24 protein-coding genes are annotated in these 25,854 nt (G+C 60.2%); 10 read left to right on the top strand and 14 right to left on the bottom strand.

Features of this window, described 5'->3' with window-relative positions; genetic code table 11:
* Window positions 1-6: 6 nt before the first annotated feature.
* Window positions 7-720: a phosphonate metabolism transcriptional regulator PhnF gene (gene phnF / locus RA21_RS13010; RefSeq protein WP_039149499.1), complete on the bottom strand. Its 714-nt coding sequence runs from the start codon at window positions 718-720 to the stop codon at window positions 7-9.
* 107 nt (window positions 721-827) lie between these two features.
* On the opposite strand from phnF, the gene phnG reads away from it, so the two are divergent.
* The 7 genes from phnG (at window position 828) to phnN (ending at window position 6,163) form a co-directional block, all read left to right on the top strand.
* Window positions 828-1,280 carry a phosphonate C-P lyase system protein PhnG gene (phnG, locus tag RA21_RS13005; RefSeq protein ID WP_019297231.1) on the top strand — a complete coding sequence of 151 codons (453 nt, stop codon included), beginning with the start codon at window positions 828-830 and terminating at the stop codon, window positions 1,278-1,280.
* Window positions 1,280-1,864: a phosphonate C-P lyase system protein PhnH gene (phnH, locus tag RA21_RS13000; RefSeq protein WP_039149497.1), complete on the top strand. Its 585-nt coding sequence runs from the start codon at window positions 1,280-1,282 to the stop codon at window positions 1,862-1,864. The genes phnG and phnH overlap by 1 nt, the downstream gene beginning before the upstream one ends.
* Before the next feature lie 4 nt (window positions 1,865-1,868).
* Window positions 1,869-2,969, top strand: coding sequence for a carbon-phosphorus lyase complex subunit PhnI (locus RA21_RS12995; RefSeq protein ID WP_039149495.1), 1,101 nt, complete (start codon window positions 1,869-1,871; stop codon window positions 2,967-2,969).
* 315 nt (window positions 2,970-3,284) lie between these two features.
* Window positions 3,285-4,142 (top strand): alpha-D-ribose 1-methylphosphonate 5-phosphate C-P-lyase PhnJ, encoded by an 858-nt coding sequence (locus RA21_RS12990; RefSeq protein ID WP_039149493.1) that lies wholly within the window; start codon window positions 3,285-3,287, stop codon window positions 4,140-4,142.
* Window positions 4,142-4,912 carry a phosphonate C-P lyase system protein PhnK gene (gene phnK / locus RA21_RS12985; protein ID WP_039149491.1) on the top strand — a complete coding sequence of 257 codons (771 nt, stop codon included), beginning with the start codon at window positions 4,142-4,144 and terminating at the stop codon, window positions 4,910-4,912. The genes RA21_RS12990 and phnK overlap by 1 nt, the downstream gene beginning before the upstream one ends.
* 10 nt (window positions 4,913-4,922) lie before the next feature.
* Window positions 4,923-5,606, top strand: a complete 684-nt coding sequence (gene phnL / locus RA21_RS12980; RefSeq protein ID WP_039149489.1) for a phosphonate C-P lyase system protein PhnL — start codon at window positions 4,923-4,925, stop codon at window positions 5,604-5,606.
* Complete coding sequence (gene phnN, locus RA21_RS12975) at window positions 5,603-6,163, top strand: phosphonate metabolism protein/1,5-bisphosphokinase (PRPP-forming) PhnN (protein ID WP_039149487.1); 561 nt, start codon at window positions 5,603-5,605, stop codon at window positions 6,161-6,163. The genes phnL and phnN overlap by 4 nt, the downstream gene beginning before the upstream one ends.
* Here the strand turns inward: phnN and RA21_RS12970 are convergent.
* Window positions 6,145-6,828, bottom strand: coding sequence for a DUF1045 domain-containing protein (locus tag RA21_RS12970; protein WP_039149486.1), 684 nt, complete (start codon window positions 6,826-6,828; stop codon window positions 6,145-6,147). The genes phnN and RA21_RS12970 overlap by 19 nt on opposite strands.
* Before the next feature lie 50 nt (window positions 6,829-6,878).
* Here RA21_RS12970 and RA21_RS12965 point away from each other — a divergent pair, with 50 nt between their 5' ends.
* A complete protein-coding gene (locus RA21_RS12965) occupies window positions 6,879-8,021 on the top strand; it encodes an alpha-D-ribose 1-methylphosphonate 5-triphosphate diphosphatase (protein WP_039149483.1) in 1,143 nt (380 codons plus the stop codon).
* A 72-nt stretch (window positions 8,022-8,093) separates the two neighbouring features.
* Here the strand turns inward: RA21_RS12965 and RA21_RS12960 are convergent, their stop codons facing one another.
* Genes RA21_RS12960 through RA21_RS12930 form a run of 7 tightly spaced genes read right to left on the bottom strand, consistent with a single transcriptional unit; the run spans window position 8,094 to window position 14,607 of the window.
* A complete protein-coding gene (locus RA21_RS12960; protein WP_039149482.1) occupies window positions 8,094-8,573 on the bottom strand; it encodes a class I SAM-dependent methyltransferase in 480 nt (159 codons plus the stop codon).
* Window positions 8,574-9,332, bottom strand: a complete 759-nt coding sequence (locus RA21_RS12955) for a polysaccharide deacetylase family protein (protein ID WP_039149480.1) — start codon at window positions 9,330-9,332, stop codon at window positions 8,574-8,576.
* Entirely contained in the window at window positions 9,329-10,465 is a 1,137-nt protein-coding gene (locus RA21_RS12950; protein ID WP_039149479.1) for a glycosyltransferase family protein, read from the bottom strand. The genes RA21_RS12955 and RA21_RS12950 overlap by 4 nt, the downstream gene beginning before the upstream one ends.
* Entirely contained in the window at window positions 10,462-11,049 is a 588-nt protein-coding gene (locus tag RA21_RS12945; protein WP_039149476.1) for a histidine phosphatase family protein, read from the bottom strand. The genes RA21_RS12950 and RA21_RS12945 overlap by 4 nt, the downstream gene beginning before the upstream one ends.
* Window positions 11,046-12,140 carry a glycosyltransferase family 4 protein gene (locus tag RA21_RS12940; protein ID WP_039149473.1) on the bottom strand — a complete coding sequence of 365 codons (1,095 nt, stop codon included), beginning with the start codon at window positions 12,138-12,140 and terminating at the stop codon, window positions 11,046-11,048. The genes RA21_RS12945 and RA21_RS12940 overlap by 4 nt, the downstream gene beginning before the upstream one ends.
* Window positions 12,140-13,384, bottom strand: a complete 1,245-nt coding sequence (locus tag RA21_RS12935) for a glycosyltransferase (protein ID WP_039149470.1) — start codon at window positions 13,382-13,384, stop codon at window positions 12,140-12,142. The genes RA21_RS12940 and RA21_RS12935 overlap by 1 nt, the downstream gene beginning before the upstream one ends.
* On the bottom strand, window positions 13,381-14,607 hold the full coding sequence (locus tag RA21_RS12930) for a glycosyltransferase (protein ID WP_019297215.1): 1,227 nt from the start codon (window positions 14,605-14,607) through the stop codon (window positions 13,381-13,383). The genes RA21_RS12935 and RA21_RS12930 overlap by 4 nt, the downstream gene beginning before the upstream one ends.
* Before the next feature lie 390 nt (window positions 14,608-14,997).
* Here RA21_RS12930 and RA21_RS12925 point away from each other — a divergent pair, with 390 nt between their 5' ends.
* Window positions 14,998-17,475 carry a mechanosensitive ion channel family protein gene (locus tag RA21_RS12925; RefSeq protein WP_039149467.1) on the top strand — a complete coding sequence of 826 codons (2,478 nt, stop codon included), beginning with the start codon at window positions 14,998-15,000 and terminating at the stop codon, window positions 17,473-17,475.
* A gap of 59 nt (window positions 17,476-17,534) precedes the next feature.
* On the opposite strand, the gene RA21_RS12920 is transcribed toward RA21_RS12925, so the two are convergent.
* Genes RA21_RS12920 through RA21_RS12900 form a run of 5 tightly spaced genes read right to left on the bottom strand, consistent with a single transcriptional unit; the run spans window position 17,535 to window position 24,744 of the window.
* A complete protein-coding gene (locus RA21_RS12920) occupies window positions 17,535-18,881 on the bottom strand; it encodes a CoA transferase (protein WP_019297213.1) in 1,347 nt (448 codons plus the stop codon).
* A complete protein-coding gene (locus RA21_RS12915) occupies window positions 18,878-20,032 on the bottom strand; it encodes an ABC transporter permease (protein ID WP_019297212.1) in 1,155 nt (384 codons plus the stop codon). Before RA21_RS12915 ends, RA21_RS12920 begins: the two co-directional genes overlap by 4 nt.
* Window positions 20,029-21,057, bottom strand: a complete 1,029-nt coding sequence (locus tag RA21_RS12910) for an ABC transporter permease (RefSeq protein WP_039149464.1) — start codon at window positions 21,055-21,057, stop codon at window positions 20,029-20,031. Before RA21_RS12910 ends, RA21_RS12915 begins: the two co-directional genes overlap by 4 nt.
* Window positions 21,057-22,970 carry an ABC transporter substrate-binding protein gene (locus tag RA21_RS12905; protein ID WP_019297210.1) on the bottom strand — a complete coding sequence of 638 codons (1,914 nt, stop codon included), beginning with the start codon at window positions 22,968-22,970 and terminating at the stop codon, window positions 21,057-21,059. The genes RA21_RS12910 and RA21_RS12905 overlap by 1 nt, the downstream gene beginning before the upstream one ends.
* The gene (locus RA21_RS12900) at window positions 22,963-24,744 is read right to left on the bottom strand and encodes an ABC transporter ATP-binding protein (protein WP_019297209.1); all 1,782 of its coding nucleotides are present in this window, start codon (window positions 24,742-24,744) and stop codon (window positions 22,963-22,965) included. The genes RA21_RS12905 and RA21_RS12900 overlap by 8 nt, the downstream gene beginning before the upstream one ends.
* A 423-nt stretch (window positions 24,745-25,167) precedes the next feature.
* Between RA21_RS12900 and RA21_RS12895 the strand changes: the two genes are divergently transcribed.
* Window positions 25,168-25,833 (top strand): TetR/AcrR family transcriptional regulator, encoded by a 666-nt coding sequence (locus RA21_RS12895; protein ID WP_019297208.1) that lies wholly within the window; start codon window positions 25,168-25,170, stop codon window positions 25,831-25,833.
* Window positions 25,834-25,854: the final 21 nt, after the last annotated feature.

The following is a 25,854-nucleotide window of genomic DNA, read 5'->3' as shown; positions in this document are numbered from 1 at the left end:
GCGCCCTCAGCTTTCGCCGCCTACCGTAAGGGTCACCCGGTCACCGGCGAACCAGGTGCGGCCGAACTCGACTGGCCGCCCTTGCGGATCTGCATTGACGCCTGTTGTGCGCAGGATTGGGCTTCCTTCGGCGATCCTGAGGTGCAGCGCCTGAGTGGCCGTGGCAAGCTTGGCGGTGATCCGGGTCTCGATCCGGGTGTAATCCCCAACCCCGAATTTCTGCAGCGCCGCGGTGACCGAACGCTGCTCCTGAAGGGCGTCTAGAATGCCGGGAAAGCGGTCTGCGGGAAAGATGCTTTGGAACAGGGCAATGGGCTGACCGTCCGCCAGCGATAACCCGTTATAAACATGTACCTCGGCGCCCGGGTCCAGTTGCAGTGCCTTGGCCTCACGGGCGGATGCCGCACGGGTTTCCAGCGTCAGGATCTGTTTGGCCGGGCTGCGGCCCTCGCGTGTCAGGTTCTGGTGGAACCGCACACGCCTGCCAATCGGGTAATCGGTCGGCTTCGCCGCCACGAACACCCCCGCGCCGCGGCGGGAATGCACGAGGCCCTGTTCGCTCATCTCCGCCAGCGCCCGGCGAACCGTATGGCGGTTCACGCCGAACCGGGTTGCGAGTTGCGCCTCAGCAGGCAGCTTGCCGCCGGTTTCATAGCGGCCCTGCGCAATGTCGTCGGTCAGGGCAATGGCGATGGATTTCCAAACGGGGGTGCGGGCCATGTCACGGAACTTTCACAACTCCTGGATTGCGCCGGTCAGGGCGACTCAGGTAACATTTGTCTAGTTGTATAGGAAATATAGACAACCTAGCCAAGAGGCATGGACAAATGAAGACCACTTTTTCTGCAGAGGACCGAAAGGGCTGGATGAGCCTTCTGGCTTCTGCCAGCGAGGTCCGACTGACTGAGCTATGGCGGGACTGCGGGGCAGATCCCGACTGCGTTTTTCTGCGCGCGCCTGAGGTCGGCGGCATTATGGTGAGGGGCCGCATGGGCGGGTCCGGCGCGCCCTTCAACCTGGGTGAGATGACTGTCACTCGCTGCGCGCTTTCGCTGGAGGACGGCACCGTTGGCCACGGCTGCGTGCAGGGCCGCAGCAAGGCCAAGGCAGAAATTGCCGCCAAGGTCGATGCGCTGATGCAGACCGATGCGGCGGCGAGCTTGCGCGTAGCGGTGCTGGCACCCTTGGCCGCGGAACGGCAGGCGCAGAAAGACGCCCGCGCCGCCAAGGCGGCAGCGACAAAGGTCGAATTTTTCACCATGGTGCGGGGAGAGGACTAATGAGCCTTCAATCCCACAATGCCATCTATGCGGGCGGTTTCAGCAACCCACCGGTGGCTGCGGCACATGCCTTCCGCGCGGCGATGAATGCAATGGCCAGGCCCGGTAAGCTTCAGGATATCACTGGTGCCGAACCGCCCGAGGGGATCTCAATTGCGGCAGGCAGTCTGCTGCTGACACTTTGCGATCCGGAAACCGGCGTCTATCTGGCGCCGGACGTAGACACGGACGCCTTGCGCGGCTGGCTGACGTTTCACACGGGCGCGCCGGTTGTCCCGGCGGAGCACGCGGATTTCGCGCTAGGTAGCTGGGACGCGCTGCTGCCGCTGAACCGCTTCCGCATCGGTACCCCGGAATACCCTGACCGTTCAGCCACTGTGATTGTTGAAACCCCTGGCTTTGCTATGCCCAACGCGGTGCTGAATGGTCCCGGGATCAGGAGCGCCATCCGGATGCAATTGCCAGAACTGGCGGCGTTCCAGAACAATGCGGCTCTTTACCCGCTGGGAATGGACTTTTTCTTCACTGCGGGTTCGCAGGTGGCAGGGCTGCCGCGCTCAACCTTTGTCGCTGCGGAGGCCTGAGCCCATGTATGTTGCAGTCAAAGGCGGTGAGCGCGCCATCGAAAACGCCCATACTTGGCTGGCCGAGGAGCGCCGCGGTGACAAGGAAGTGTCCGAACTTTCGATTGCCCAGATCCGCGAGCAATTGAGCCTGGCGGTGAACCGGGTGATGGCAGAAGGGTCTTTATTTGACCCTGATCTGGCTGCGCTGGCGATCAAGCAGGCACGAGGGGATCTAATCGAAGCGATCTTTCTGATCCGGGCCTACCGCACCACCCTGCCGCGGTTTGGGTGCTCGCAGCCGGTGGAGACCGGAGAGATGTCTTGCGACCGGCGGATTTCGGCGACCTTTAAGGATGCGCCGGGAGGGCAGGTTCTGGGACCGACATTCGACTACACTCACCGTCTGTTGGACTTCAAATTAGCGGCTGAGGGCGACGTTGCGGAGGCGCCGGTTGCGGAAACTCGCACACAAGCCACGCCGCATATCACCGGATTCTTGCAGGGTGAGGGCATTATCGAACAGGAGCCTGCCTCAAACGCGATGCCGGGAGATCTGACACGCGAACCGATGTCCTTCCCTGCTGGGCGGGCGGTGCGGCTGCAGTCGCTGACCCGGGGCGACGAGGGGTTCCTGCTCGGCATGGCTTACTCCACCCAGCGCGGCTATGCCCGCAACCATGCGTTTGTCGGCGAACTGCGTATCGGCACTGTACCTGTCGAGATGGAAATCCCGGAACTGGGGTTTGCCATCGAAATCGGCGAAGTGGAGCTGACCGAATGCGAGACGGTGAACCAATTCAAGGGTTCCAAGACGGTGCCGCCGCAGTTCACCCGCGGCTATGGTCTGGTCTTTGGCCAGTCAGAGCGCAAGTCGATCGCCATGGCGCTGGTCGACCGTGCACTGCGCTGGGAGGAACTGGGCGAGGACAATTCTGGCGCGCCTGCGCAGGATGAGGAATTTGTCCTGAGCCACGCCGACAACATTCAGGCCACCGGCTTTCTAGAACACATCAAGCTGCCCCATTATGTGGATTTTCAATCCGAGCTGGAACTGGTCCGTAAGCTGCGCCGGGAAGCGGCAGAGCTTGCTGAGACGCTGGCGGCAAAGGAGGCAGCAGAATGAGCTTAGTCGCCTCCACCGCCGCCTGCGTCACCTCCGGCGAATCCTTCGCTGTTGTGGCCTTGGCCCCAAGGACGGCCAGAGCCAGGGCCATAGGACGCAAGGCTTGCATCAACCGGGTCAATACTCGTGTGATTATGTCCAGATGGGCGGCGCATCGCGTGGTCATAGCCGCCTGCGCGCAAAGTGCGAAAAATGCGCACGAGAGCCCAAATCAGGACGCCAAGCCCAACCGCCAAGAAATAACCGAGAGTGTCTTCCATCGGAATTCAGCGCTCCTATCCGGCATAAGCCACAAAATTCTAGTTCGAGGTCAAGATGTCTGACTACAACTTTGCATACCTTGACGAGCAGACCAAGCGGATGATCCGCCGGGCGATCCTCAAGGGGCTGGCGGTGCCGGGCTATCAGGTGCCCTTTGCCAGCCGCGAGATGCCGATGCCCTATGGCTGGGGCACCGGCGGTGTGCAGGTCTCTGCCGCGACGCTGACTCCGGACGATACGCTGAAGGTGATCGACCAGGGGGCGGACGACACCACGAACGCGGTGTCAATCCGCAAGTTTTTCGAAAAGACGGCGGGGATCGCGACCACCGAGGAGACGAAAAAAGCCAGCATCATTCAAACCCGGCACCGGATTCCGGAAGCGGAGCTGACGGAGGATCAGATCCTGGTCTACCAAGTGCCGATCCCGGAGCCGCTGCGCTTTCTTGAGCCGCGTGAGACTGAAACCCGAAAAATGCATGCCTTGCAGGAATACGGGCTGATGCATGTGAAGCTCTATGAAGACATCTCGCAACATGGTGCCATCGCCACAGCCTATGCCTATCCGGTGAAGGTGGAGGGGCGTTACGTGATGGATCCATCGCCGATCCCGAAGTTCGACAATCCCAAGATGGAGATGGCAGCAATCCAGCTGTTCGGCGCCGGCCGGGAGCAACGCATTTATGCAGTTCCGCCTTACACGCAGGTCGTGTCGCTGGATTTCGAGGATTATCCGTTTCAGGCCAGCAAGGCAGATCACCCATGCGGCCTCTGCGGGGCAGAAGACAGCTATCTGGATGAGGTCATCCTGGATGATGCGGGCAATCGGATGTTTGTCTGCTCGGACACCGACTATTGCCGTTCGCGGCGCGAAGAAGGCCACGTTGGCCAAATGGGTGAGGAGGCAGCGTGATGATACCTTTGCTGCAAGTAAAAGGCGTTGCAAAAAACTACGGAGCGCGGATCGGCTGCACAAATGTGAGCTTTGATCTGCATCCCGGCGAAGTGATGGGCATCGTTGGCGAAAGCGGATCCGGCAAATCAACCCTTTTGAACTGCCTGGCGGGCCATCTAACCCCAGACCGGGGTGAAGTGATATTCAACACCCGTGCGGACGGGCCAATGGATACCGTCACCATGTCCGAACCAGAGCGGCGGATGCTTTCCCGCACCGACTGGGCGTTTGTGCATCAGCATGCCCGTGACGGGCTGCGGATGTCAGTCAGTGCAGGCGGCAACATCGGCGAGCGGCTGATGGCTGTGGGGGACCGCCACTACGCCACGATCCGGGAACAGGCCTCTGATTGGTTGGGCCGGGTAGAGATCTCTGAAAGCCGCATTGACGATAGACCTTCGGCTTTCTCCGGAGGTATGCAGCAGCGGCTGCAGATAGCCAGAAATCTCGTGACCGGCCCACGGCTTGTCTTCATGGACGAGCCGACCGGCGGCCTCGATGTTTCGGTTCAGGCGCGGCTGTTGGATATGCTGCGTGGCCTGGTGCGGGAAATGGGATTGAGCGCAATCATCGTGACGCACGACCTAGCGGTGGTGCGCCTGCTGGCAGACCGTCTGATGGTGATGAAGAACGGCCATGTGGTGGAAACCGGGCTGACAGATCAAGTGCTGGACGACCCCCAGCATGGCTACACCCAGCTGCTGGTTTCCAGTGTGCTTCAAGTCTGAGGGTAGGGTGATGATTGAACTGAAGAATGTATGCAAGAGCTTCACGCTGCACAATCAAGGCAGCGCGGTGATCCCAGTGATGCAACACGCCACGCTGAGTGTGAAACCCGGAGAGTGTGTCGGATTGACCGGAGCGTCCGGGGCCGGCAAGTCAACCCTGATGCGGGTTATTTACGGCAACTACCTTGCTGCTTCCGGCAGTGTCATGGTCGGCTGTGTCGATGTTGCCAAGGCCGAGCCTCGCGAAATCCTGGCCTTGCGGCGTGAGACGCTGGGCTATGTCAGCCAGTTCCTGCGGGTAGTGCCGCGGGTGCCTGCTCTGGATGTGGTGGCCGAACCGCTGCTGTCCGTTGGCACACCGGTGGATCAGGCACGCAGCAAGGCTGCTTCGTTGCTCACACAGCTCAATATCGCGGAACGGCTATGGGGGTTGAGCCCGACGACGTTTTCCGGCGGTGAGAAGCAGAGGGTGAACATCGCGCGCGGATTTGCTTATGACTATCCCGCAATGCTGCTGGATGAACCAACGGCTAGTTTGGATACCCGGAACCGAGCCACAGTGCTGGCGCTGATTGAGGAAGCAAAAGCGCGCGGAGCGGCGATCATTGGGATCTTCCACGATGAAGCAGCACGTGAACAGGTTTGTGATCGCTTTGTGGACGTCACTGAATTTTCTCCCAGGGCAGCGGCATGAGCGTATCAGTCAAGAAAGGCCCGGTTATCGCTGTGGTTGGACCGTCGGGGGTTGGCAAGGACAGCCTCATGTCCGCTCTTGCTGTTTCTGGCCCCCAACTGCGGTTAATGCGCCGGGTGATCACCCGCGCGCCGGAGGCGGGAGGTGAGAATTATCAGGCGGTATCAGAAGCAGAGTTCTCCGCCCTGGCCGGAAACAGTGTTTTTTCGCTGCACTGGCGGGCGCATGGGCTGCACTATGGCATTTCCCGCGACATTGAAAGCTTGCGTGAGGGCGCGGGCGGAGTACTGGTGAACCTTTCCCGGGCTGTGCTGCTGGAGGCCCAGAAAAAATTTGGAGATTTTATTGTGCTGTCGGTGACCGCACGCCCTGAGGTGCTGGCAGACCGGCTTGCTTCCCGCGGGCGGGAAGACAGGGATGAAGTGCAGCGGCGTCTTGCCCGCGCCGTCAGCCCGCTGCCGACAGGACTGAACCGTGTCCATCAGATCGACAACAGCGGTTCCCTGAGCGCTGCGGTGAACGCTGCGCTGGCAGCCCTTCAGCCAGAGAGGGCGTAGCGGTGGATCAGATGAAACTTGCCGTCCTTTGCCTCGCCGACCAACGCCAAATCGCGGATCACAATGCGCGCAGGCAGCAACGGAAGCAGATGCGTCTCCAGCGCGGTTTCGACGGCAGGCAGTTCTGGTTTTGGCAGCTTACCTGTGAGGGTGATGTGAAACCGGAACTGGTTCAGAACATAAGGGTAGCCCCATCGGGAGAGGTTCTCGTCCTGCACGGGCGTCAAGCCCGCAGCCCGTCGGCGCTGCAGCTCGGCCTCGGAAGCGGGAGCTCGAAACGCGTCGAGTTCCGTGACGCAGGCCGCGGCCAGGACCTTCAGCGCCGTTTGGTCTCCGGTTGGACACAAGGCCAGGAAACGGCCAAGGCGGGCCAGATGAAGGCCATCAAGGATGACAGGTTTCTGAGCCGCGGCGAAGGTTTCGCAAGCCGATTCCAGCGAAGCGGCGGACTGGCCTGGGGCAAGACGGAACGGCGGTTTCATCGTTGCGTGCAATCCGTATTTGCGCGGCACATCCGTGATCTCGCCAATGTCCAGATAATTCACGGCCGGATGGGGCAGCTCAGCACCCGATTCAATATCCCAGCCGAGCCAGCTGGCGGCAAACCGGCTCCACTCCATTTCCGCGGGTGGGGCGTAATAGATCGCGTATCGCGTGAATGTCACATTGGCCTCCTAAACGTGGCCTTCCATAGCTCGAAAGATGTGAAGTTCAGATGACAGAAGAGATGATCCTTGCCAATGCCGCTTTGGTACTGCCGGGTGAGATCCGAACCGGCAGTGTGAAAATCGCTGGTGGTGTGATTGCAGACATTTCCGAAGGACGGTCGGTGCCGGCTGGTGCTGTGGACTGCGCAGGAGATTACGTCAGTCCAGGTTTGGTGGAATTGCACACGGACAACCTGGAACGCCACATCCAGCCACGCCCAAAGGTGGGCTGGCCGCATGCCAGCGCAATTATTGCCCATGACGCAGAGCTTGCTGGTACCGGCATCACCACAGTTTTTGACGCCATGCGCGTCGGGTCGATCAGCCGCCGCGAAAGCCGTTATGGCGCTTATGCCCGGCAGCTGGCATCGGAGCTTCTGGAGCTGCGGGCTGCTGATGCGCTGAAAATCTCCCACTTCCTGCATCTTCGGGCAGAGGTTTGCACTGATACCCTGGTGGAGGAGCTGAATGCTTTTGGAGAAGGCGACCGTGTCGGGCTGGTCTCGCTTATGGATCACACACCGGGGCAGCGCCAGTTCCGGGACCTCTCCAAGCTGGAGCAGTATGTAAAGGGAAAACACGGCTTTGATGACGCTGCATTCCACGCCCACATCGCGCATTTGATGGAGCTGCAAGAAACTTATGGGGCCTTGCACGAAGCGGAGGCTGTTAAAGCTGCAAAGCGGTTTGGTGCTGTGCTGGCAAGCCATGATGATACCACCGCGGCTCAGGTGGCTGTCTCTGCGGAACATGGCATCCGCCTAGCCGAGTTTCCGACCACGGTAGAAGCCGCACAAGCATGCCACGCCTTTGGCATCAGGGTCATGATGGGGGCACCGAACCTGGTCCGCGGAGGCTCGCATTCCGGCAATGTGGCAGCGCAGGAACTGGCGGAGCTGGAACTGCTGGACATTCTATCGTCTGACTATGTGCCTGCGGCGCTGCTGATGGCGGCAGCCAAGCTGGGCAGCCTGTGGGGGGATATGGCGCGGGGGATGGGCACCGTGACCCATGCACCTGCCGCCGCGGTTGGGCTAGACGACCGGGGACGATTGGAGACTGGCAAGCGTGCCGACCTGATCCGGTTCGGCCTCAAATCAGGCACTCCGGCTTTGCGCGGGGTTTGGGCGCGTGGCCTGCGGGTAGCTTGAATGGACTGCGCCAGGGGCGGTTGAAGCGCGCGTGCCCAGCGTTTCCCGGCCCTGCGCCGGGCAGCGCTGGCGTCAGTTGACGCGATAAAACATATAGCGCCCCGCGGGTATGCCTTCGGGGCCGCCCAGTTTCTCGAACCCGGATAGCGGCTGACCTGAGACGATGATTCCGCCCGGCACCATGACCCGGGCAATTGCTGGCGACAGGGCTGTGGCCTCGGCGACGTCTTTCTCCTTGACGCCAAAACCGAAATCATAATGCGCCAAGGCTATCTTGCGGCCTTCAGTGGCGAGCCGCTCCAGCATCGGCCTTGCTTCGCCCTGCAGAAAATCCTTCTCTGGCGGCACGCAGGAAGGGTGGCATTGCAAAATCCGGTCAATCACCCAGATTCTTCGGCTGTCAAGGATTTCGCACAGGTGGTCATAGGTGCGCCCATTGCCGAGCCCCATGTCCAGAACATCGCCATCCATCGCACTGATTTGCTTCGCGGCCCAGTTCAGGCCGTCGCGCTGGGCGGTCAGGCGGCGCAGCATGGAATCGAGACGGCTCATTCAGGACATCCTCTCGTCATAAATCCAGGCCTCCCCCGGACCAGCCAGCAGTCTTCCAGCCAGTGCGCTGATGAAAGACCAGATAGCTTCATCATGCACCTGATGGTGGGTGAGGAGCCCATAAGGTTCCGCATTGTCTGCATCACCAAGGCGCCGGTCACGCAGCTGGCGAACCACCTGCTTGATCAGTTGCTCAGGCGGCAGAAGACCGCGGCCGCCTTTCCAGTCAACCGGATCCAGATGTGCATTCACCCGCAAGAGGCCAGAGGCGGGTTTGGCTGCCTTGCGCGGTGTGAACGTCGAAACCGCAGTGAAACCCGCACCCGCCAGCCAAGTCAGCAGGTCAGGCGAGATCCGGTTCCACGGTGGAACGAACATTGGCCGCAGGCTGCTGCCAAACATCTTCTGCAATGCAGTCAGGCCGCGCTCAGCATCGTCCAGCAGCTCCTCCAGCGAGCGGTGGGCACCGAACTCGGCCTTCTTTTCGCCCGCAGGCGCGTGGTTTTGGTGCGCCCAGCCGTGGATGATCGGGATGAGCGTCGGATTCTCTGCGACAAACCGGGCCAAATCAAGTGTAGCACCATGCGGGATCACGGCCAAATGCACCGGCAGATCAAGGTCTTCTGAGAGCGCTGCCAACCGTTCAAGCTCGGCGGAATGTGACATCGCATCGTCGTCCCGCCACCACAGGGGCAGCGTCATTCCCGCTTCTTGCCAGTGACCCAGCTCCCGGTCCAGACTGCTCCAATCCGCCGTCATTCTCGCCCTCCTGCAAGCTCTGCGGCAATCTCCACGCTCCGGGCGGCTCCGTCAAACCTGAAACCGCCTGCTAGCCGCGGCGGAGCCTGCATTGCCGCCTTGACCGCAGTGCATAGCGTTTCGGGAGAGAGCTCTGCCGTCTTGAGCACTTTGATGCCGTCCAGTGGAGCAAGGCTGGCAGCACGCAGGCCCTGTTCGGTCTCGTTTCCAGCGTCGAACGGCACCAAGACGGCAGGCGTGCCTGCCTGCAAAAGATCTAGCGTGGTGTTGTAACCGCACATGCTGACAGAGGCGGCCGCGTGGCAAAGCATTTGGCGGAAATCTTTGCGGGCGGGTTCCAGCAGGGCTGGGGAGCCGGTCCTGGCAAACTCCGCAATGCGCATCTCTGCATCTGATCCGCCTACCAGCAGCCGCCAGGAGGTGTCCGGCATCAGCCTTGCAGCATCCAAGGCACAACGGTAGAGCGGTGTGCCAACATTGCCGCCGCCTGCGCTTACCAAAACTTCTCCAGTTCCTGCCTGCTGCGGGTGCGGGCCCGCGGCAGTAGGGGCCACATAACCGGTGTAGCGCAGTTTGGCTGCAAGCGAACCGGAGACCGGCCAGCTGGCTTCGAGCCGGGTGGCAGCGGGGTCGGAATGGACCAGCACCGCATCATAATATTTTGCGACGACTGCATCTGCCCTTTCCGCTTTCTCCGGTTTGGAGGGCGGCGCGAGGATATCGCGGATGGATGACAGGATAACTGGCCGCAGTGGCTGCGCGTGAGCGGTCTCCAGGAGGGCGAGGAACTCCCTGCGCAGGGAGCGGCGCCCAAAGGGGTAGAGCTCTGTGAGCAAGACGTCAGGCTGCAGGTCTCGCAGCGCAGTGCAAAGGGCCAATTGGCGGCGTGCCAGATATGCCTCATCTGCCTGCGCGTCATCGTCCGCCATAAGCCGTGTGAAATCCAACCCATCCGAACGCAGCGGTGGCAGCTGGATCAGCTCGATTCCCTCGGCGCTCAGCTGCGGCGCAGGAAACCCGCCAGACGCAATCTGCACTTTATGGCCTGCCGCGTCGAAAGCCCGGGCCAATGTCAGCGCGCGGGACAAGTGGCCGGTACCCAGCAGGTGCGTGACGGCAATCAGGACTTTCATGAGTCATCCTTGCGAAGCAGCCGCACCGGGTTTGCCCAAGGTATGAGGTTTGTCTCGTCAACTTCCACGACGAACAGGCGGTTGCGTTTAATGCGAAATGGGGCAGGGCCGTTGAAGTCCCAGCCATGCGCTCGTGCCAAAATCATCCGCATGACACCGATGTGGCAGACGGCAAGAGCGTCCTGGGTCAACCCGCTAAGCCAGGGCGCAATCCTGGACCAGACCTCTTTTGGAGTTTCCCCGCCGGGCGGGCGATAGTCCCAGCCCCAGCTCTCGATATCGCGGAAACCGCTGCTCGGGTCTGCTTTCAATTCCGCGCCATGAAGGCCTTCCCAATCGCCCCAGTTCATTTCTGTCAGCTCAGGTGAGGTGCGGGGAGGGTGTCCGGCGACAAGCAGAGCGGTTTCTGCTGCGCGAATCAGCGGGCTGGACCAGAGCATTGCTTGCTTCCACTCCGCGGGCAGAGCATAGCCGCGCAGCTCCGCCCGGGCCGCGTCATCTAGCGGGATATCGCTGCGGCCCTGGATGCGGCCAGCGCGGTTCCAGGCGGTGTGGCCATGTCGTAATAGGGCAAGACGGATCACTCAGAAGGCTCCATCAGTGGCAGAACGGTATCCCAGAACCGCTTGGCGGCGGCAGGCGCAAGATGCCTGTTTGCAATATGCGTGCGGGCTTTCAGGGCAGTCTCATTGCGCAGAGAGCGGTTTGCAAGCAGCTGGCCAGCAAACGACGCAAGAGCCTCTCCTCCCTCCTCGGCAGCTGGGTAGTGACCAGGGAGCAATACATCCCGAACGCCAGGGCGGTCCTGGGCAACGATCGGCAGGCCATGGGCTTGCGCCTCAAGAAAAACCATTCCAAAGGCCTCATTGACGCCAGGCCACAGAAAAAGGCTTGCATTTTCATAGGCCTTGGCCAGTTCTGCACGGCTGAGCTGGCCAAGAAAGCGAACCCTATCCGAGAAGGGAGACATCAGCGCCTCGATTTCGGGCCGGGCCGGGCCGTCGCCGCCAATGTCCAAACGCCAATCGCCCGGCAGATGGGCAAGCGTTTCTGCAATAATGCTGTAGGAGGCAAGTTTATCGCCCGCGCGCATCATGCCTGCTGTCAGCATCGGTCCGTCCAGAGAGGACGCAGCAGGCAGTGCGCTAAGAGGCAGGAAGGGAGGGAGAGGTGCCACTGTCTGATTGCCGAACCGGTCGCGTTCCAGCGCGAAGCGGTCCTGTTCAGTGAAATAGAAAATCGCGGCGGCCGCATCGGCTGCGGCATGGGCTGCCTTGGCGAAGTGCTCCCAGCCTCCAGTCAGCCTTTTTTTTGCGCGGGTAGATTCGATTTGCACGTAGGGTATGCCGCGGGCGTGCGCCACGACAGGACCGATCAGGTCCGGCGCTTTGTAGTAGTTGTGATAAGTGACCCAGAGGTCCGCCTCCTGCATTTTTTCAATTAGGCGGCTGGATTCGATTGCTGCCTGTGAGCGCAGATTGCTTTGCAGCTCGGTATCGCCGTGTTTGTCATAGGTCCGAATGTCTGACACCAGTTGCACTTCGGCGCCGCTTGAGCTCATGAGATCAATCAAATTGCGGGCAATTTCACGATCACCGGAGGGCACAGGGTGGTGAGGCGGCTTCATCGGGGCGTAAAAGGCAACCCGTTTTCCCGTTCCGGGCAGCACCGCCATCAATCGCACTGCAGCATTGCATTCAGCCGCTTGGAAAGCTGCGTAATGCCGGGGTCCATGCCAAAATCTGTGCGCAAGCGTGCAAGGGCGGCACCCGCCATCTCAGCAAGCTTCTGCGGCTGGCGGGCAGCATAGAGCATCGCTTCGGCAAGCGCCTCCGGACTGTCTTCGCTAAGCAGACCGTGGATGCCGTGGTCTATGAACTCAGGAATCGCCGACACAGGGGTCGAAAGGATCGGAAGTGTTTGCGATGCCGCTTCCATCAGGACATTGGGCAGTCCGTCGCGGTCGCCGTCTGCGGCTACCCGGCTGGGCAGAATGAACAGGTCCGAGGACCGCATGGCCTCTATCACTTCAGGTTGGTCGCAAGCACCACGCCAGGTAATGCGATCGGAAATGCCTTCGTCTTCGGCCATGCCCTGCAGCAAGTCGCCCAGCCCGCCGCCGCCGATGTGGGTCCAGTGCCAGTCAAGGCCCGCGGGAAGCAAGGCCAGCGCAGCGATCAGCCTGTCGAAACCTTTTTTCTCGACCAGGCGTCCGACAGACATGAAGTGAACCGGGTCCTGGGGCAAGCGCGGCTGACGTTCCGGTGGAGCGGGAAAGCGTGTAAGGTCCAGCCCGTGGTATACGAGATCGACCCGGTCAGGTGTGTCAGCCATTGCCTGCAGGTGTCTGGCGCCAAATCCGGTGCAAGTGGCGCCGAAGGCGGCACCATGATGGGTCCGGGAAAGCTTTTCGCGGATCTCCCAGTTTGGCGAGGTCCAGATGTCCTTGGCATGGGCCGAAAAACTCCATGGCAGACCGCGCATGATCGCTGCGTAACGGGCGACAGAAGAAGGCGTGTGCAGGAAATGCGCATACAGGCCAAGCACCTCATCGGGCATCTCTGCTGCCAGTACACAGGCTTGGCCAAACCGGCGGATGCGGTTGGGGGTTGCATCCCGGCGCAGGTCGGCGCGCCAGATCTGGTATGCCTCTTCGTAACCCACCATTTGTTGTGCGGCAGCACGGGCGCGCCAGACCCGATCCGGTTCCTCGTACAGATACTCTGGCAGGTAGTTCACCCTGGCCTTCAGCTGCCTGTGCAAGGGATGGCGCTTAATGTCGGTCGGGTGGCGCAGCGACCAGATTTCAAAGTCATGGCCAGCTGCCTCAAGGGCAACCAGCTCCTGCGCGATGAAGGTCTCGGACAGGCGCGGCCAGCCCTTGACCACCACCGCAAGCGGCGGGCGGGCAGTGTTCATTCGGCGGCCTCTTTGCGGGTGTCCTGAAGCAGCGATGCAACGCGCCGGGTCACATAGTCCAGCCCGTCCAGCAAGCCTTCAGAGCCGGCGGCAGAGGGAGGAGGCTGTGTTGCCAGCGCACGGATCGCCTTGGCCAATGCTGGTGCTGTCCATCCATCACGGGTTTCGTCCAGCATTGTAGTGAGGCCGATCTCTTCAGCCCGGCTGGCGCGTATCCATTGCTCCAGCCGTGGTGTCGTACGGGGCACAATCACTGCTGGCTTGTCAAAAGAAAGAACCTCGCAAAAGGTGTTGTACCCTCCCATGCAAACAACGCCCTTTGCGCCGGCAAACAGGGTTTCAATCTGGGATTCAAAACCAACTGCGGTGACGCGGCCATTCAGGCGGGCAACGCGTTCTTCGAAATCCTCACGGGTCTCTCCGGACAAGAAAGGACCGTAAACCAGAACCGCACGGGGAGAGAGGTCCGGGTCGGCCTCATAGGCAGACAGTACCAGATCAACCATCATTTCGCCATCACCGCCGCCGCCGGGCGTGACTAAAAGGTAGGGTTGCTCGGGCGGTTCCCCAACCTGGCCAAGATCGCGGCGCAAATAGCCGGTCCAATGCATGCGTGCCTGCATTTCCGGCGTGAAGGGCAGCCCTGCGGTCGGATCGTATACGGAACGAGGGCCGTAGACCCAGATCTCATCGTAGAAATCACGTGTGGCTTCTACCGCGTGCTTACGCTCCCATTCGGCTGCCAGCACTTCAGGTTCGTCAAGCACATCCCGCAGGCCCAGAACCATCCTGCAACGGCCGCGTGTCTTCAGCAGATCGAGTGCCGGCATCAGCTCGCCGCGAAAACCTGTCGGCTCTTTGTCAGCGACCAGCACATCCGGATCATATTGTTCCACGGTTGAACGGATCAGGGCCGCGCGCAACTCTGCAGTTTCCTCGATGCTCATTCCCATTGTGCGCGACGCATAGGAGCCGTCAGCACGCTTGATTACGCCGGGCAAACGTACATGGTCGACCCTGGACGGAAAGGAAAACCGGCCTGCCACCGGCGAGCCTGTGAGGATCAGGGCCGAGGCGTCAGGGTCGGCTGAGGTGATCGCACCTGCCAGCGCCCGCGACCGGCGCAGGTGTCCAAGCCCGAATGTGTCATGGCTATAGAACATGATACGGGGGCCGCGCCTGGTGAATTCTGCCTGGGAATGGGGGATGCCTGTTTCCGTCATGTCATTGCCTGAAAGGATTGCCGGACAGGGTCAGGCACCAGGGAGCAGCGGCAGAGAAAAAACGGCAACCGTTGCTGCCGCTCGTCTCCGGGCGCGTGCTTTCATGCTCGGCCATCTTCCGCCTCAGTTTGCACGCCCGGTGTCCATTTACAGCAGGGCGTGGTCAGTATTTTCTTCAGCCGCTTCCGGTCCAGACTGGTTGCTGCCGGGGCCGCGGCATTGCGGCTGTCCGCCCGTTGGGCAGATATCTGAATTTGTATAGCCCGGAGCCGGGGTGCATGCAATCGTGCGGCATTGTTGCAAGGCGCACGGTAATTTGCGTGCGCGCCATTTGCGCAACGGCCCGGCAGATGGTTAATTTGGCTCAAGTTTCCATAAGGATAGCCCGAGATGCTGCATGCCCTGTTTCGATTTTTGCTCTGCTTGCTGCTGGGTTTCGGGCTGACAGCTCACACCAGCGCCCAGGAAAGTGACGCAAGCGGAGCTGAGGCTCTGTCCCAGGCGATAGAGCAGGCCGCTGAAAACGGTGTCAGTGTGCTGGTTGTGGACAGCAGCGGGCGGTTGCTCAATGCGCCGCCGGAAGCGGGGCCGCAAACCGGCGAAACCAGCACGGATGTGATGGAGCAGCCTTCCGCGCTAATGAAAGCACAGTCCAGGGTTGCGGCTTTTCGTGCGGAACTGAACAGCCGCCTGGAAGCGCTGCCTTACTCAGTGTTCGAAATGCAGTACATTCTGCGCCAGACCAGCCCGGATGGGCGCATCATGACATATGTAGAGGTGCTGGGCTGGAGTGTGCTGTTCCTGCTGGTTGGCCGCTGGCTGTCGGTGGAGATCTACGGCAAACGCTTTGCAAAAAGGTTTGTGGTTGCTCGGATCCAAGCAACTCCTGAAGGCTACCAGGATAAGATGCCTTTTCTGGTATTCCGCTTCCTGATGGGAATCGGCGCGACGATTTTTGCAATGATCTTCGCAGCTTTGATTTCGCATCTGGTCTTTGGTTCCTCAGGTGATCCATCTATCGAGTTCACGGTCACAGCGATTTACACGGCCTACTTTTTGGCCAGGACCGTCTCAGACTTGTGGCGGATGGTTCTTTCACCCTTTCTGGCGCAGTACCGCATCCCGGTTTTCTCCGACAGGGACGCCAAGCGGCTGTATATTTGGGCGTCTTTGCTGGCGACATACGACATTTCGTCGACGCTCTTTGCAACCTGGGTCGGGGATTTCGGGCTGAACTACAACGTTTATGCGCTTGTTTATGGAGTGCTTGCACTGGTCGGAACGCTTGGCAACCTCTTGATGGTTCTGGTCAATGGGCGTGCGATTTCCAATGCCATCCGGGCTGGCCGGATGCCTGAAGATTGCTCTTGGCTGGTGCGCTTCCTTGCTGTGGCCTGGGCGCCGGGATTAATGATCTACATGGTGTTTGGCTGGCTCAAGCTGGCCTTTGACCTTGTGCTGGAACACGAGGTTTCTATCCCTCTGATGGCGGGCAGCTATTTCGTCCTGACCACAATTCTGGTTGTTTACGGAGCGATAAACTATCTGATCGAGCGGTATTTTCGCCGAGCATACCAGACCCATGCCATGTCAGAGGCCCTGGAAACCGCTGAGCAACCTGAGCCTGCCGTTCTAGAAACAGGACATGCAGCTCCGGCTGATGTGATTGCAACTGCTGAAGATGGATCGCCGGAGCAGTCAGACCCGCTTGGCGCCGAAGGAGCAGAACGAGTTGCGGCAACACTGGATGCTGCACCTGATGAGTCTGGTGGATTCGATAACGAAGATGAGATCTCCGAGCAGGTGGTACACCCGATTGCTACCTACGAAGACCTGGCTCGCCGTGTTGCGGGCATCCTGGCTTTTGTTGTCGGTGCCTACTCGCTGCTCATTGTCTGGAGCCCTGATGCAAGCTGGCTGAGCACTACTGCTGCCGAGCGCATGGTGGATGTAACCGTCATTCTGTTTATTGGGTATATCGTCTATCACCTGTTCCGGATTTGGATCGACAGCAAGATTGATGAGGAGGTTGGCGACATTCCTGTGGCCGAACTCGGCGATGAAGGCGGTGCGGGGGGCGCCAGTCGGTTGGCCACATTGCTGCCTCTGTTCCGCGGAGCAATTCTGGCCGTGGTTCTGGTTTCCATCGTGCTCATCCTGCTGTTGGAACTTGGAATCAATGTCAGCCCGCTGTTTGCAGGTGCCGGCGTGGTCGGATTGGCGGTAGGCTTTGGTTCCCAGACCCTTGTGAGGGACATTTTCTCCGGTGCTTTTTTCCTCATCGATGATGCATTCCGCAAAGGCGAATACATCGACATCGGAGATGTAAAAGGCACTGTTGAGAAAATTTCAGTCCGTTCCTTCCAGCTGCGCCATCACCTTGGCGCGCTGCATACAATTCCGTTTGGAGAGATCAAGGTTCTGACCAATTACTCCCGTGACTGGGTGATGATGAAATTGCCGCTGCGGGTTACCTATGACACCGACGTGGAAAAGGTCCGCAAGCTGATCAAGAAGCTGGGCCAGACCCTAATGGATGATCCGGTTGTCGGGCATACGTTCATTCAGCCCCTGAAGTCCCAGGGTGTGATCGAGATGCAAGACTCGGCAATGATCATTCGTGTGAAATTCATGACCAAGCCGGGGGATCAGTGGATTGTGCGCAAGCGGGTGTACCAGGAAATCCGCGAGCTGTTCGCGCGGGAAGGCGTCAAGTTTGCCCACCGTGAGGTCACGGTGCGTCTGGCCCCGGATCAGGCGGAAGGGGCGACGCCTAAACAGAAGGACGCCGCGCTTGGTGCTGTGCAGGCCGCCATAGATGAAGACATGCTGGAAGACATGGGCGGACCTGACGGCGATGACCGCTGAGCATCAGTGCGCGTGTGTGCCCTTGTGCCCCCTTTCAGCCGCGCAATGCGGTAAGCTTGTTAGTCAGGCCAGCAGGCAGGGCTGCTGCCGCAGCGGGCGGCGGGCAGGTCCCAGTTCATTGCCGTTCCGTTTAGGCTGAGCGGAGCTGCAAGCCGGTGTCCTGGTCCCCAGCCGCTGCGTTCAATAAGCTGTGAATAATCTCCATCTCCCGGCCCGCCAATATCCGGGCCATTGGCAGACTTTTCCATCCCTGCAAGCAATTCTGCCGTCCGGGCAAGGGACAGCCGGGCGGAAGGGACTGCCGCACCCCGCGCCGCGGCTGTAAGTGCGGACAACACTGCAGCGGCCATAAGGTATCCGGTTGCATGGTCCAGCGCCTGTACCGGTAAAGGGTGGGGGGTGCCGGACCCAGCCCAGTCGCGGCCTGCATCGGCGATGCCAGCGCTCATTTGCACCAGACTGTCAAATCCGCGCCGCGCGGACCAAGGACCGGTCCATCCATAGGCATCCAGTGACACCTCTACTGCGCCGGGTGCAAGCTGCCGGCGTGTGTCTGCGTCATATCCTAAGTTGTCCAGCGCGCCGGGCCTGTAGCCGTGCGCAATCACATCAGCCTGCGCAAGCAAGGTTTCGAAAACCAGCCGGTCTTCGCCTTTGGTCAGGTCAAGCGCGGCCATGTGTTTGCCTAGCGAAACATCGGTGATCACACCGGGTTCGTCCCAGCCGGGCGGGTCGATGCGCAGTACATCAGCACCAAAACCGGCCAGAGTTCGAGTGGAGACGGGCCCGGCAATAACGCGCGTCAGATCGAGCAACCGCAAACCGGCAAGCGGGCGTTCTGCAGTTGCCTGCGGCCGGTCTCTCAGATGGATGGGCCGGGGGGAAATCCAGTGAGTCAGCGGCTCTGCCGCCACGGCGCGGCCTTGAGGGTGTTGCCGCCACTCCGAGCGGCTGCGCATTGCGGCGGCCACGCCGCCTGCAGCCACGGTTGCGCTCTCCAGGCTGTCAGCCTGCCAGTGCCTAACCGCAGCGGTCACGGCCTTCCGCGTGCCTGCGCAGCCAAGCACTTGCAGCGCGGCCTGGCGGTGATGCGGCAAGTTGGTATGCAAGCGGATCCAACCGTCCTGTGTTTCGTATACGCCTGCTATTGCGTCCCAAAGGTTTGGCAGCTCCCAGCCCTCAGGCCGGAAACTGTAGCCGAACCAGAGCGCGGCCAAGCGCTGATCAACCGTGACTTCCGGCGCAGACGGAGCAAGGTTGAGCACTTCTATCAGCCTGGCCAGTTCCAGCCCAACCGCCGCGATCGAGGCGTTAGCCAGTTCGGTGACCGCAAAGGCACTGAGCCATTGGCCGCTGCCAGTCAGGCGGAATTGGTCCGCAGCGGGGAGTGCAGTTAGCAGGCTCAATGCTGATAGGGATCAAGGCTATCGCGCAGCCCGTCGCCAAGGAAATTGAAAGCAAGCACGACAACGACAATCGGCAACATCGGAATGGCCAGCCAAGGGTAGATCTCGACAGAGGTGAGGTTCTGGGCGTCATTCAGCATCACACCCCAGCTGACCGCCGGCGCACGCAAGCCGAGCCCGAGAAAGGACAATGCGGTTTCGCCCAGGATCATTGCCGGGATCGACAAGGTGGCGGAGGCGATCAGATGCGACATGAAGTTGGGAAGCAGATGCTTGCGGATCACCCGCCCGGAAGAGGCCCCCATCATCTCCGCCGCACGGACGTATTCCTCTTCCCGAAGCGACAGGAATTTGGCACGCACGGAACGGGCCAGTCCAGGCCAGTCGAGAATGCCGAGAATGATGGAGATGATGAAAAACACCGCAACCGGCGACCAGTTCGAGGGAACCGCAGCGGACAGGGCGAGCCACAAGGGCAGTTCAGGCAACGATCTAAGGATTTCGATCACCCGGTTCACAGCCCAGTCGACACGGCCGCCGAAGTACCCGGCGACACTGCCGAAGAAGATACCAAGAACGAAAGATACGGTAATCCCGATCAGGCCAACTGTCAGAGATAATTGCGCGCCGTAGGAAACGCGGCTGAAGATGTCGCGGCCCAGGCGGTCGGAGCCCATAATGAAAATTGTCGCCTCTTCGCTGGCGCAGAACAGGTGCCGGTTGCTTTCTATGAAGCCTGCGAGGTTATAGGTGCTGCCTTCACAGAAAAACTTGAGCTTGAGCGGGCGCGAGGTGTCCGGCTTGAATTCCCACTGGAAGGTCTCGAGGTTGGCCTCAGAGGTCATCGGGTAGACGAAGGGGCCGACAAACTCGCCCTCGTGGAAAAGTTTGATCGATTGCGGCGGTGAGTAGAGGTGTTCTGAAAACCGCTGGTTGGGTCCGTAAGGCGCGATAAAGCCGGCAAAGGGGATCAGGAAGTAAGCAACAAAGAGGAAGATGCCGGAAATCAGACCCAGCTTGTGGGTCTTGAACTTGCGCCAGACCAGCAGCCAGTTCGGGGCGTCCAGATCCTTGCGCTCCAGCTCCAGCAGCGAGGCCTGGGGGTCGAAGGGTTCGTCATCGACAAAACGTCCGTCGGGCAGATGTGTCATGCGTCGCGCCCTTCGTAACGGATTCTGGGATCAAGCAGCACCAGCAGCACATCCGAAATCATGGTGCCGATCAGGGTGAGCAGCGCGACGAACATCAGCACGAAACCAGACAGGAACATATCCTGGGTCTTGAGCGCAGTCAGCAGAGTCGGGCCTATGGTCTGCAGGCCCAGCACCACAGAAACGAGGACCGAACCGGAGATCATGGAAGGCAGCAGATTGCCGATGTCGGCAACAAAGGGGTTGAAGGCTACCCGCAGCGGGTACTTTGCCAGCATGCGGGATGGCGCCATACCCTTGGCAATTGCGGTCTCCACATATGGCTTGCCCAGCTCATCCAGCATGTTGGCGCGCAGCCGCTGCATCATCGCAGATGCGCCGGCAGTACCAATCACGAAGGTCGGAACAATGAGGTGCACCAGAATGGATTTCACCTTGTCCCAGTTCATTGGCATCCCCTCGTATTCTGGGGCCATAAGCCCGCCGATCGGCAGATCAAACCAGCGGTGCCCGTAATAGAACAGGATCAAGGCCAGCAGGAAGTTCGGAGTGGCGAGGCCGAGGTAGCCGACAAAGGCTGTGGTGTAGTCGACCCAGGTACGGGCACGGGCAGCCGCCAGAACGCCCAGGGGCAGGGCAACGGCATAGACAAAGACCACCGCGGCCAGGTTCACCAGCACCGTCAGCCACAAACTGTCGCCAACGATATCAGCCACGGGGCTGTCAAATTCGAATGACCAGCCGAAATTGCCCTGGATCATGCCGGAAAACCCGTGCGGCCCCGGCATGAAACCCATCCAGATCATGTACTGCTGCCAAAGCGGCTTATCGAGTGCATATTCCTTGCGCAGGAATTCCGCCTTGGCAACGCCCGCGGACTGTCCGGTCGCTTGCAACTCGGCGATCTGGTTCGACAAGTAGTCGCCGGGCGGCAGGTTGATGATGACAAAAATCAGCACCGACACCACCAGGAGTGTCATCAGCATGGTGCCAAAGCGGTAGATGGCATATCGCACTATTTCCATCAGTCCAAGCCATCCTCGAAGTAGAACTCGTCCGGCCGGTAGACGCCGAAATGTGCGCCGGGATCCCAGGCCCAAATCGCCTGCTCCGGCACGTTGCGCAGCCGCTTGCTGACGACCACCGGCTGAGGTGCGGCGGCAACCACACCGATGGCGTAGACTTGATCGGCGTGGATCTGCAGCATGGCGCGCCAGGCTGCGAGGCGCTCATCCTTTGTCGTGGCCATGTCCCAGTCCTGCAGGAGGGAAAGCAGCTGCTGGGCCGGTTCCATGTCTGGCGGCTCCCCTGCGCTGCCGCCGGTCTGATAGTATTGACCCCACTTCGGCCATGACAAAAAGACCTGGTCTGTGGGGGCAAGGTACACCGGTGACGTGTAGGACTGGGGCAGGCCGTTGTCCCAGCCGAACCAGGCAGAGGCCATGGAGTTGCCGGAAAAGACCCGGTTTCTCAGAATGTCGCGGTCCAGCGGGCGCATGATGAGTTTTACCCCGACATCACGCCAGTCATCAGCAATAATCTGCAGAGCGTTCTCCACCTCCTGCCGCTCGCCTGCAGTTTCGACGATCAATTCCATCAGGCGCCCGTCGGGAAGATAGCGGATGCCATAACCATCCTTTTCGGTTAACCCGGCTTCGTCCAGCAGGCGGTTTGCCTGCTCCGGATTAAACTCGGCCCATGCATTGCGCAGCGCGGGGTCGAACAACTCGCTTTGTTCCAGCACCGTCATGGCGCCGGGCTTGGCCAAGTTGAAGTAAAGTGCCCGGTTGATAGCGCGGCGGTTAATTGCAAGGGACAAGGCGCGCCGTACCCGCACATCGCGCAAAATTTCACGCCAGAGAGGGTCCCGGGTGTTCAGGTTCGGGTAAATGGCGATCTGCGAAGCAGCGCCGTTACCCCAGAGGTATGTCTTGTAGCCGGAGTTGTCTTTTTCACCCTTGCGCAGAATGGGAATGTCGCGAAAGTCCAACCCGCGGGCCTGCAGATCCGCTTCCCCTGCATTCGACTTGGCGGCTACCAGCCCGGAGGTGACGATCTCCATCTCAACAGTGTCAATGTAGGGCAGTTGGACGCCGTGGCTGTCGATCCGGTGGTAATAGGGGTTACGCACAAACTGGTGGCGGATCTTTTTGCCGGGTGAGGCGTTGATCCAGGGTTGAAGCGTCGGAAGCTCGTGATTGTCGAACTTGTACATGTTGTCGTACTTGTTGTGCAGAGCAGCCCAGCTTTTTACGCGTGCGTAATCGACCTCTTCTTCCAGAACCGCTGGGTCGGCATAGTCCGCATGGAATTGCTTCAAGTACTTGGCCGGACGGTAGATAAATGGCGGTCGGGCCTGCGCCAGCATATGCAGGAAGCTGGGGTTTGGGTCGTCCCATTCATAGACTACCGTTGTTTCGTCAGGGAAACTCACCCGCGGCAGCTTTCCCATCACTCTCAGAAAATCCGGCGGGCCGGCAGGGCTCAAAAGCTCGTTATTTGCAACATCGTCCCACCAGTAACGGAAATCGTCAGAAGTGAACGGGTCGCCGTTGGACCAGCGATGCCCGGGCCGCAGCTTCAGCGTGTAGCGGCGGTTCCCTTCGTTTTCGTATCCCAGAAGGATGTCCGGCTTTAGCTGGTATTTCTCGTCGTAGCCTGCCAGCCGCGCGTATCCGTAGACCACCATCTGCCGGATGTCCTTGGAACGCGTGACCATTGTATTGAGCGTTCCGCCCTGAATGCCGAACTCCCGGCCCTTGGCAGCCAGATCCACCACCAGCGGCACGTCGGGCAGTCGTTTGGCGGCGGGCGGCAGGTACCCTGCCTTAACCTCGGAGCGCCAGAAACTGCTTTCCTGCACCGTGATGTCCGCTAGCGCGGGCAATGGCGCAATGCAGAAGACGGCAGCCAGCACGGGTTTCAGGGCATCAAGCATGGCAGCGCACCTTGTGGCCAGGTTCCAGGTGTTTCAATCCCACCAGGGGCGGGGCTTCAGCGCCGTCGAACCGGAATGCATCGGGCCAATGTTCGGGTGCGCCCGCCCCCTGAGCCACCAGCTTCAGGTCGATCGGCCGGTCGATATCAGGCTCGGGCTGGGCGGCGATCAGCGCCTTGGTATAGGGGTGCTGAGGATTGTAGAACAAAGTTTCCGGCGGTGCCTGCTCCACGATCAGCCCGCGCCGCATTACCGCAACCTCATCAGCGATACGTGCCACGACAGCAAGGTCATGGCTGATGAAGAGATAGGACAGATTTTGCTGGTCACGGATTTCTTCCAGCAGGCGCAGGATCTGTTCCTGAACAGAGACATCCAGTGCCGACGTCGGTTCGTCGCAAACAATCAGTGCAGGATCCAGCATCAAGGCGCGCGCAATCGACAGGCGCTGGCGCTGACCGCCGGAAAATGCATGCGGGTAACGCTTCAGCATATCGGGCGACAGACCTACTAGGCGCAGCATTTCCGCAGCTTTGTCGCGACGCTCGGCCCGGGAAGCAATGCGATGGATATCCAGCGGTTCCATCAGCGTGTCTTGAATGCGCATCCGTGGTGACAGGGATGAGTACGGGTCCTGGAACACCATCTGGGCCTGTTTCTGGAAGGCAGTCCGCGTCTCCCGGTTCATGTCATGCACTGTAACCGGCGGCAAGCTGGGGTCGGGCCGGAACAGCACCTCACCGCCGGGATCAGGCGGCTCTGCTCCTAAAGCTATGCGGGCGGCGGTGGTCTTGCCTGACCCGCTCTCTCCGACGATAGCCAGTGTCTCGCCGCGGGTCACCCGCAGATCAATTTCACGGCACGCATGGATCAGGGTCGGCGCTTGCCAGCCCTTACCCGCCCGCAGCGTGTAAGTCTTGGAGACGGATTTCATCTCCATTATCAGGTCTTCACGTGAAGGTGGAATTGCGACGACTTCGGCATCCGGAATTTCCGGTGCGGCATCAAACAATGCCTTGGTGTAGGGATGGGCAGGTGCCCGCAGCATGGGTTCGGCGCGCCCGGATTCCATGACCCGGCCCTTGTGCATGACCACCACCTGCTCGGCCATGTTCGCAACTACACCCAGATCATGAGTCACAAGGATCATCGCCATGCCGGTTTCGCGCTGCAGGTCCTTCATCAGTCCCAGAACCTGAGCCTGCGTAGTCACGTCGAGCGCGGTGGTCGGTTCGTCGGCGATCAGCAGGTCCGGTTTGGCCACCATTGCCATGGCGATCATTGCCCGCTGGCGCATGCCGCCGGACAATTCAAACGGATAGGAGCGGTAGGTGCGTTCTGGCTCTGGAAAGCCAACCCGCTCAAAGCACTCCAGGACTACATCACGCGCCTCGCGTTCGGATTTGCGCCCATGCAGCCACAAAACCTCGGACACCTGGTTGCCGATCCGGTGCAGAGGCGACAAGGACCGCATCGGCTCCTGAAAAATCATCGATATGGTATTGCCGCGTACATCACGCATCTCGCGTTCAGCCAGCGAAGCCAAATCCAGTTTTTTGCCGCGGGTTTCCAGCAGGATCCGTCCGGACCGCAGTTGCGCCACCTTCGGGAGTATGCGCAGCACTGCGCGGCAGGAAACCGTCTTGCCGGAGCCGCTCTCCCCAACCAGGGCAAGCGTTTCCCCTGGCTGGACAGCAAAGCTCACGTCTTTGACAACGGAGTCTCCTTTGCCAAAACCGATGCTGAGGTTTTCGACGGACAGCAACGGGCGCATTCAGATTTGTCCGCCGAGCTGGTTCAAGGCGCTCATGAGATCGTGTTTTCCCCTGTTTTTTTCATCACCTTCGCGCGCCAAAGGCCGTTTAGTCAAACCCCATTTGGCCTGACGCCGGCTTCGCAAGGGGAATTTTGCCAAGCTGTAAAAAGCGTTGCAGGCTCCGGCAAGCTTGGAGGCGTGCTTTTAGAGCGATTGAGGAGGCATTCAGGATGTTGCGCCAGAGACCGGTCAAAATTTGTCACGATGGCGTGCAGGCGGGCATGAGCCGTCTGTACAGCCTGATAGCCCGGCCGCTTTTGCGTGTGTCGCGGAAGCCACTCAATCCTGGTAGCAAGCTCAGGCATATCGGGTTGCTCTGTTGGCGCAGACGGGCGGCCCGGCATAGAGTGGCGGAAACGCAAATGATCTGAAAGGCCGCTCATGGCGCAAAAACCTGTTCTGCACCGGGATGACCCGGAGGCCGAGCCGCTGGTCGGTAATATCAAGGTTACCCGCAACGATTGGCTGAACGTGGCGATGGATGTGCTGATCTCTGACGGGGTGGAACAGGTCAAGGTGCTGGCACTGGCGGAGCGGATGCAGGTTTCGCGGTCTTCCTTCTATTGGTATTTCAAGTCGCGCCAGGATCTTCTGGATGCGCTTCTGAAAACCTGGGAGCAGACCAATACAGCGGGCATGGTGCGTCAGGCGGAGGCGCCGGCCAAGACCATCACCGGGGCGGTTCTGAACGTTTTCCATTGCATCACCAATCCCAACTTGTTCAATACAGCGCTGGATTTTGCGGTGCGTGACTGGTCGCGCCGCTCCGGCAAGGTGCGCAGCCTGCTGGACCGGTCCGACCGGCGCCGGGTTGAGGCGCTAACAGCGATGTTTGCCCGCTATGGCTACCCAGAGCGTGAGGCCATGACCCGCGCAAAGGTGCTGTATTACATGCAACTGGGCTACGACATGGCGGACCCGAACGAAAGCCATGCCCACCGTCTGGAAGTGACGCCAGAATATCTTAAGGTGTTCACAGGACGGGAACCGCTGGCTGAGGAAATGGATGCTTTTACCGAGTTCACGCGCCAGCACTGGGATATCTGATAGCCCAACGCCGGCTTGTGA

It is taken from the genome of Leisingera sp. ANG-DT (assembly GCF_000813785.1).
In the GTDB taxonomy this organism is placed as follows: domain Bacteria; phylum Pseudomonadota; class Alphaproteobacteria; order Rhodobacterales; family Rhodobacteraceae; genus Leisingera.
Note: the sequence above shows the minus strand (reverse complement) of the source record. Positions and strands in the feature narration are given on the sequence as shown.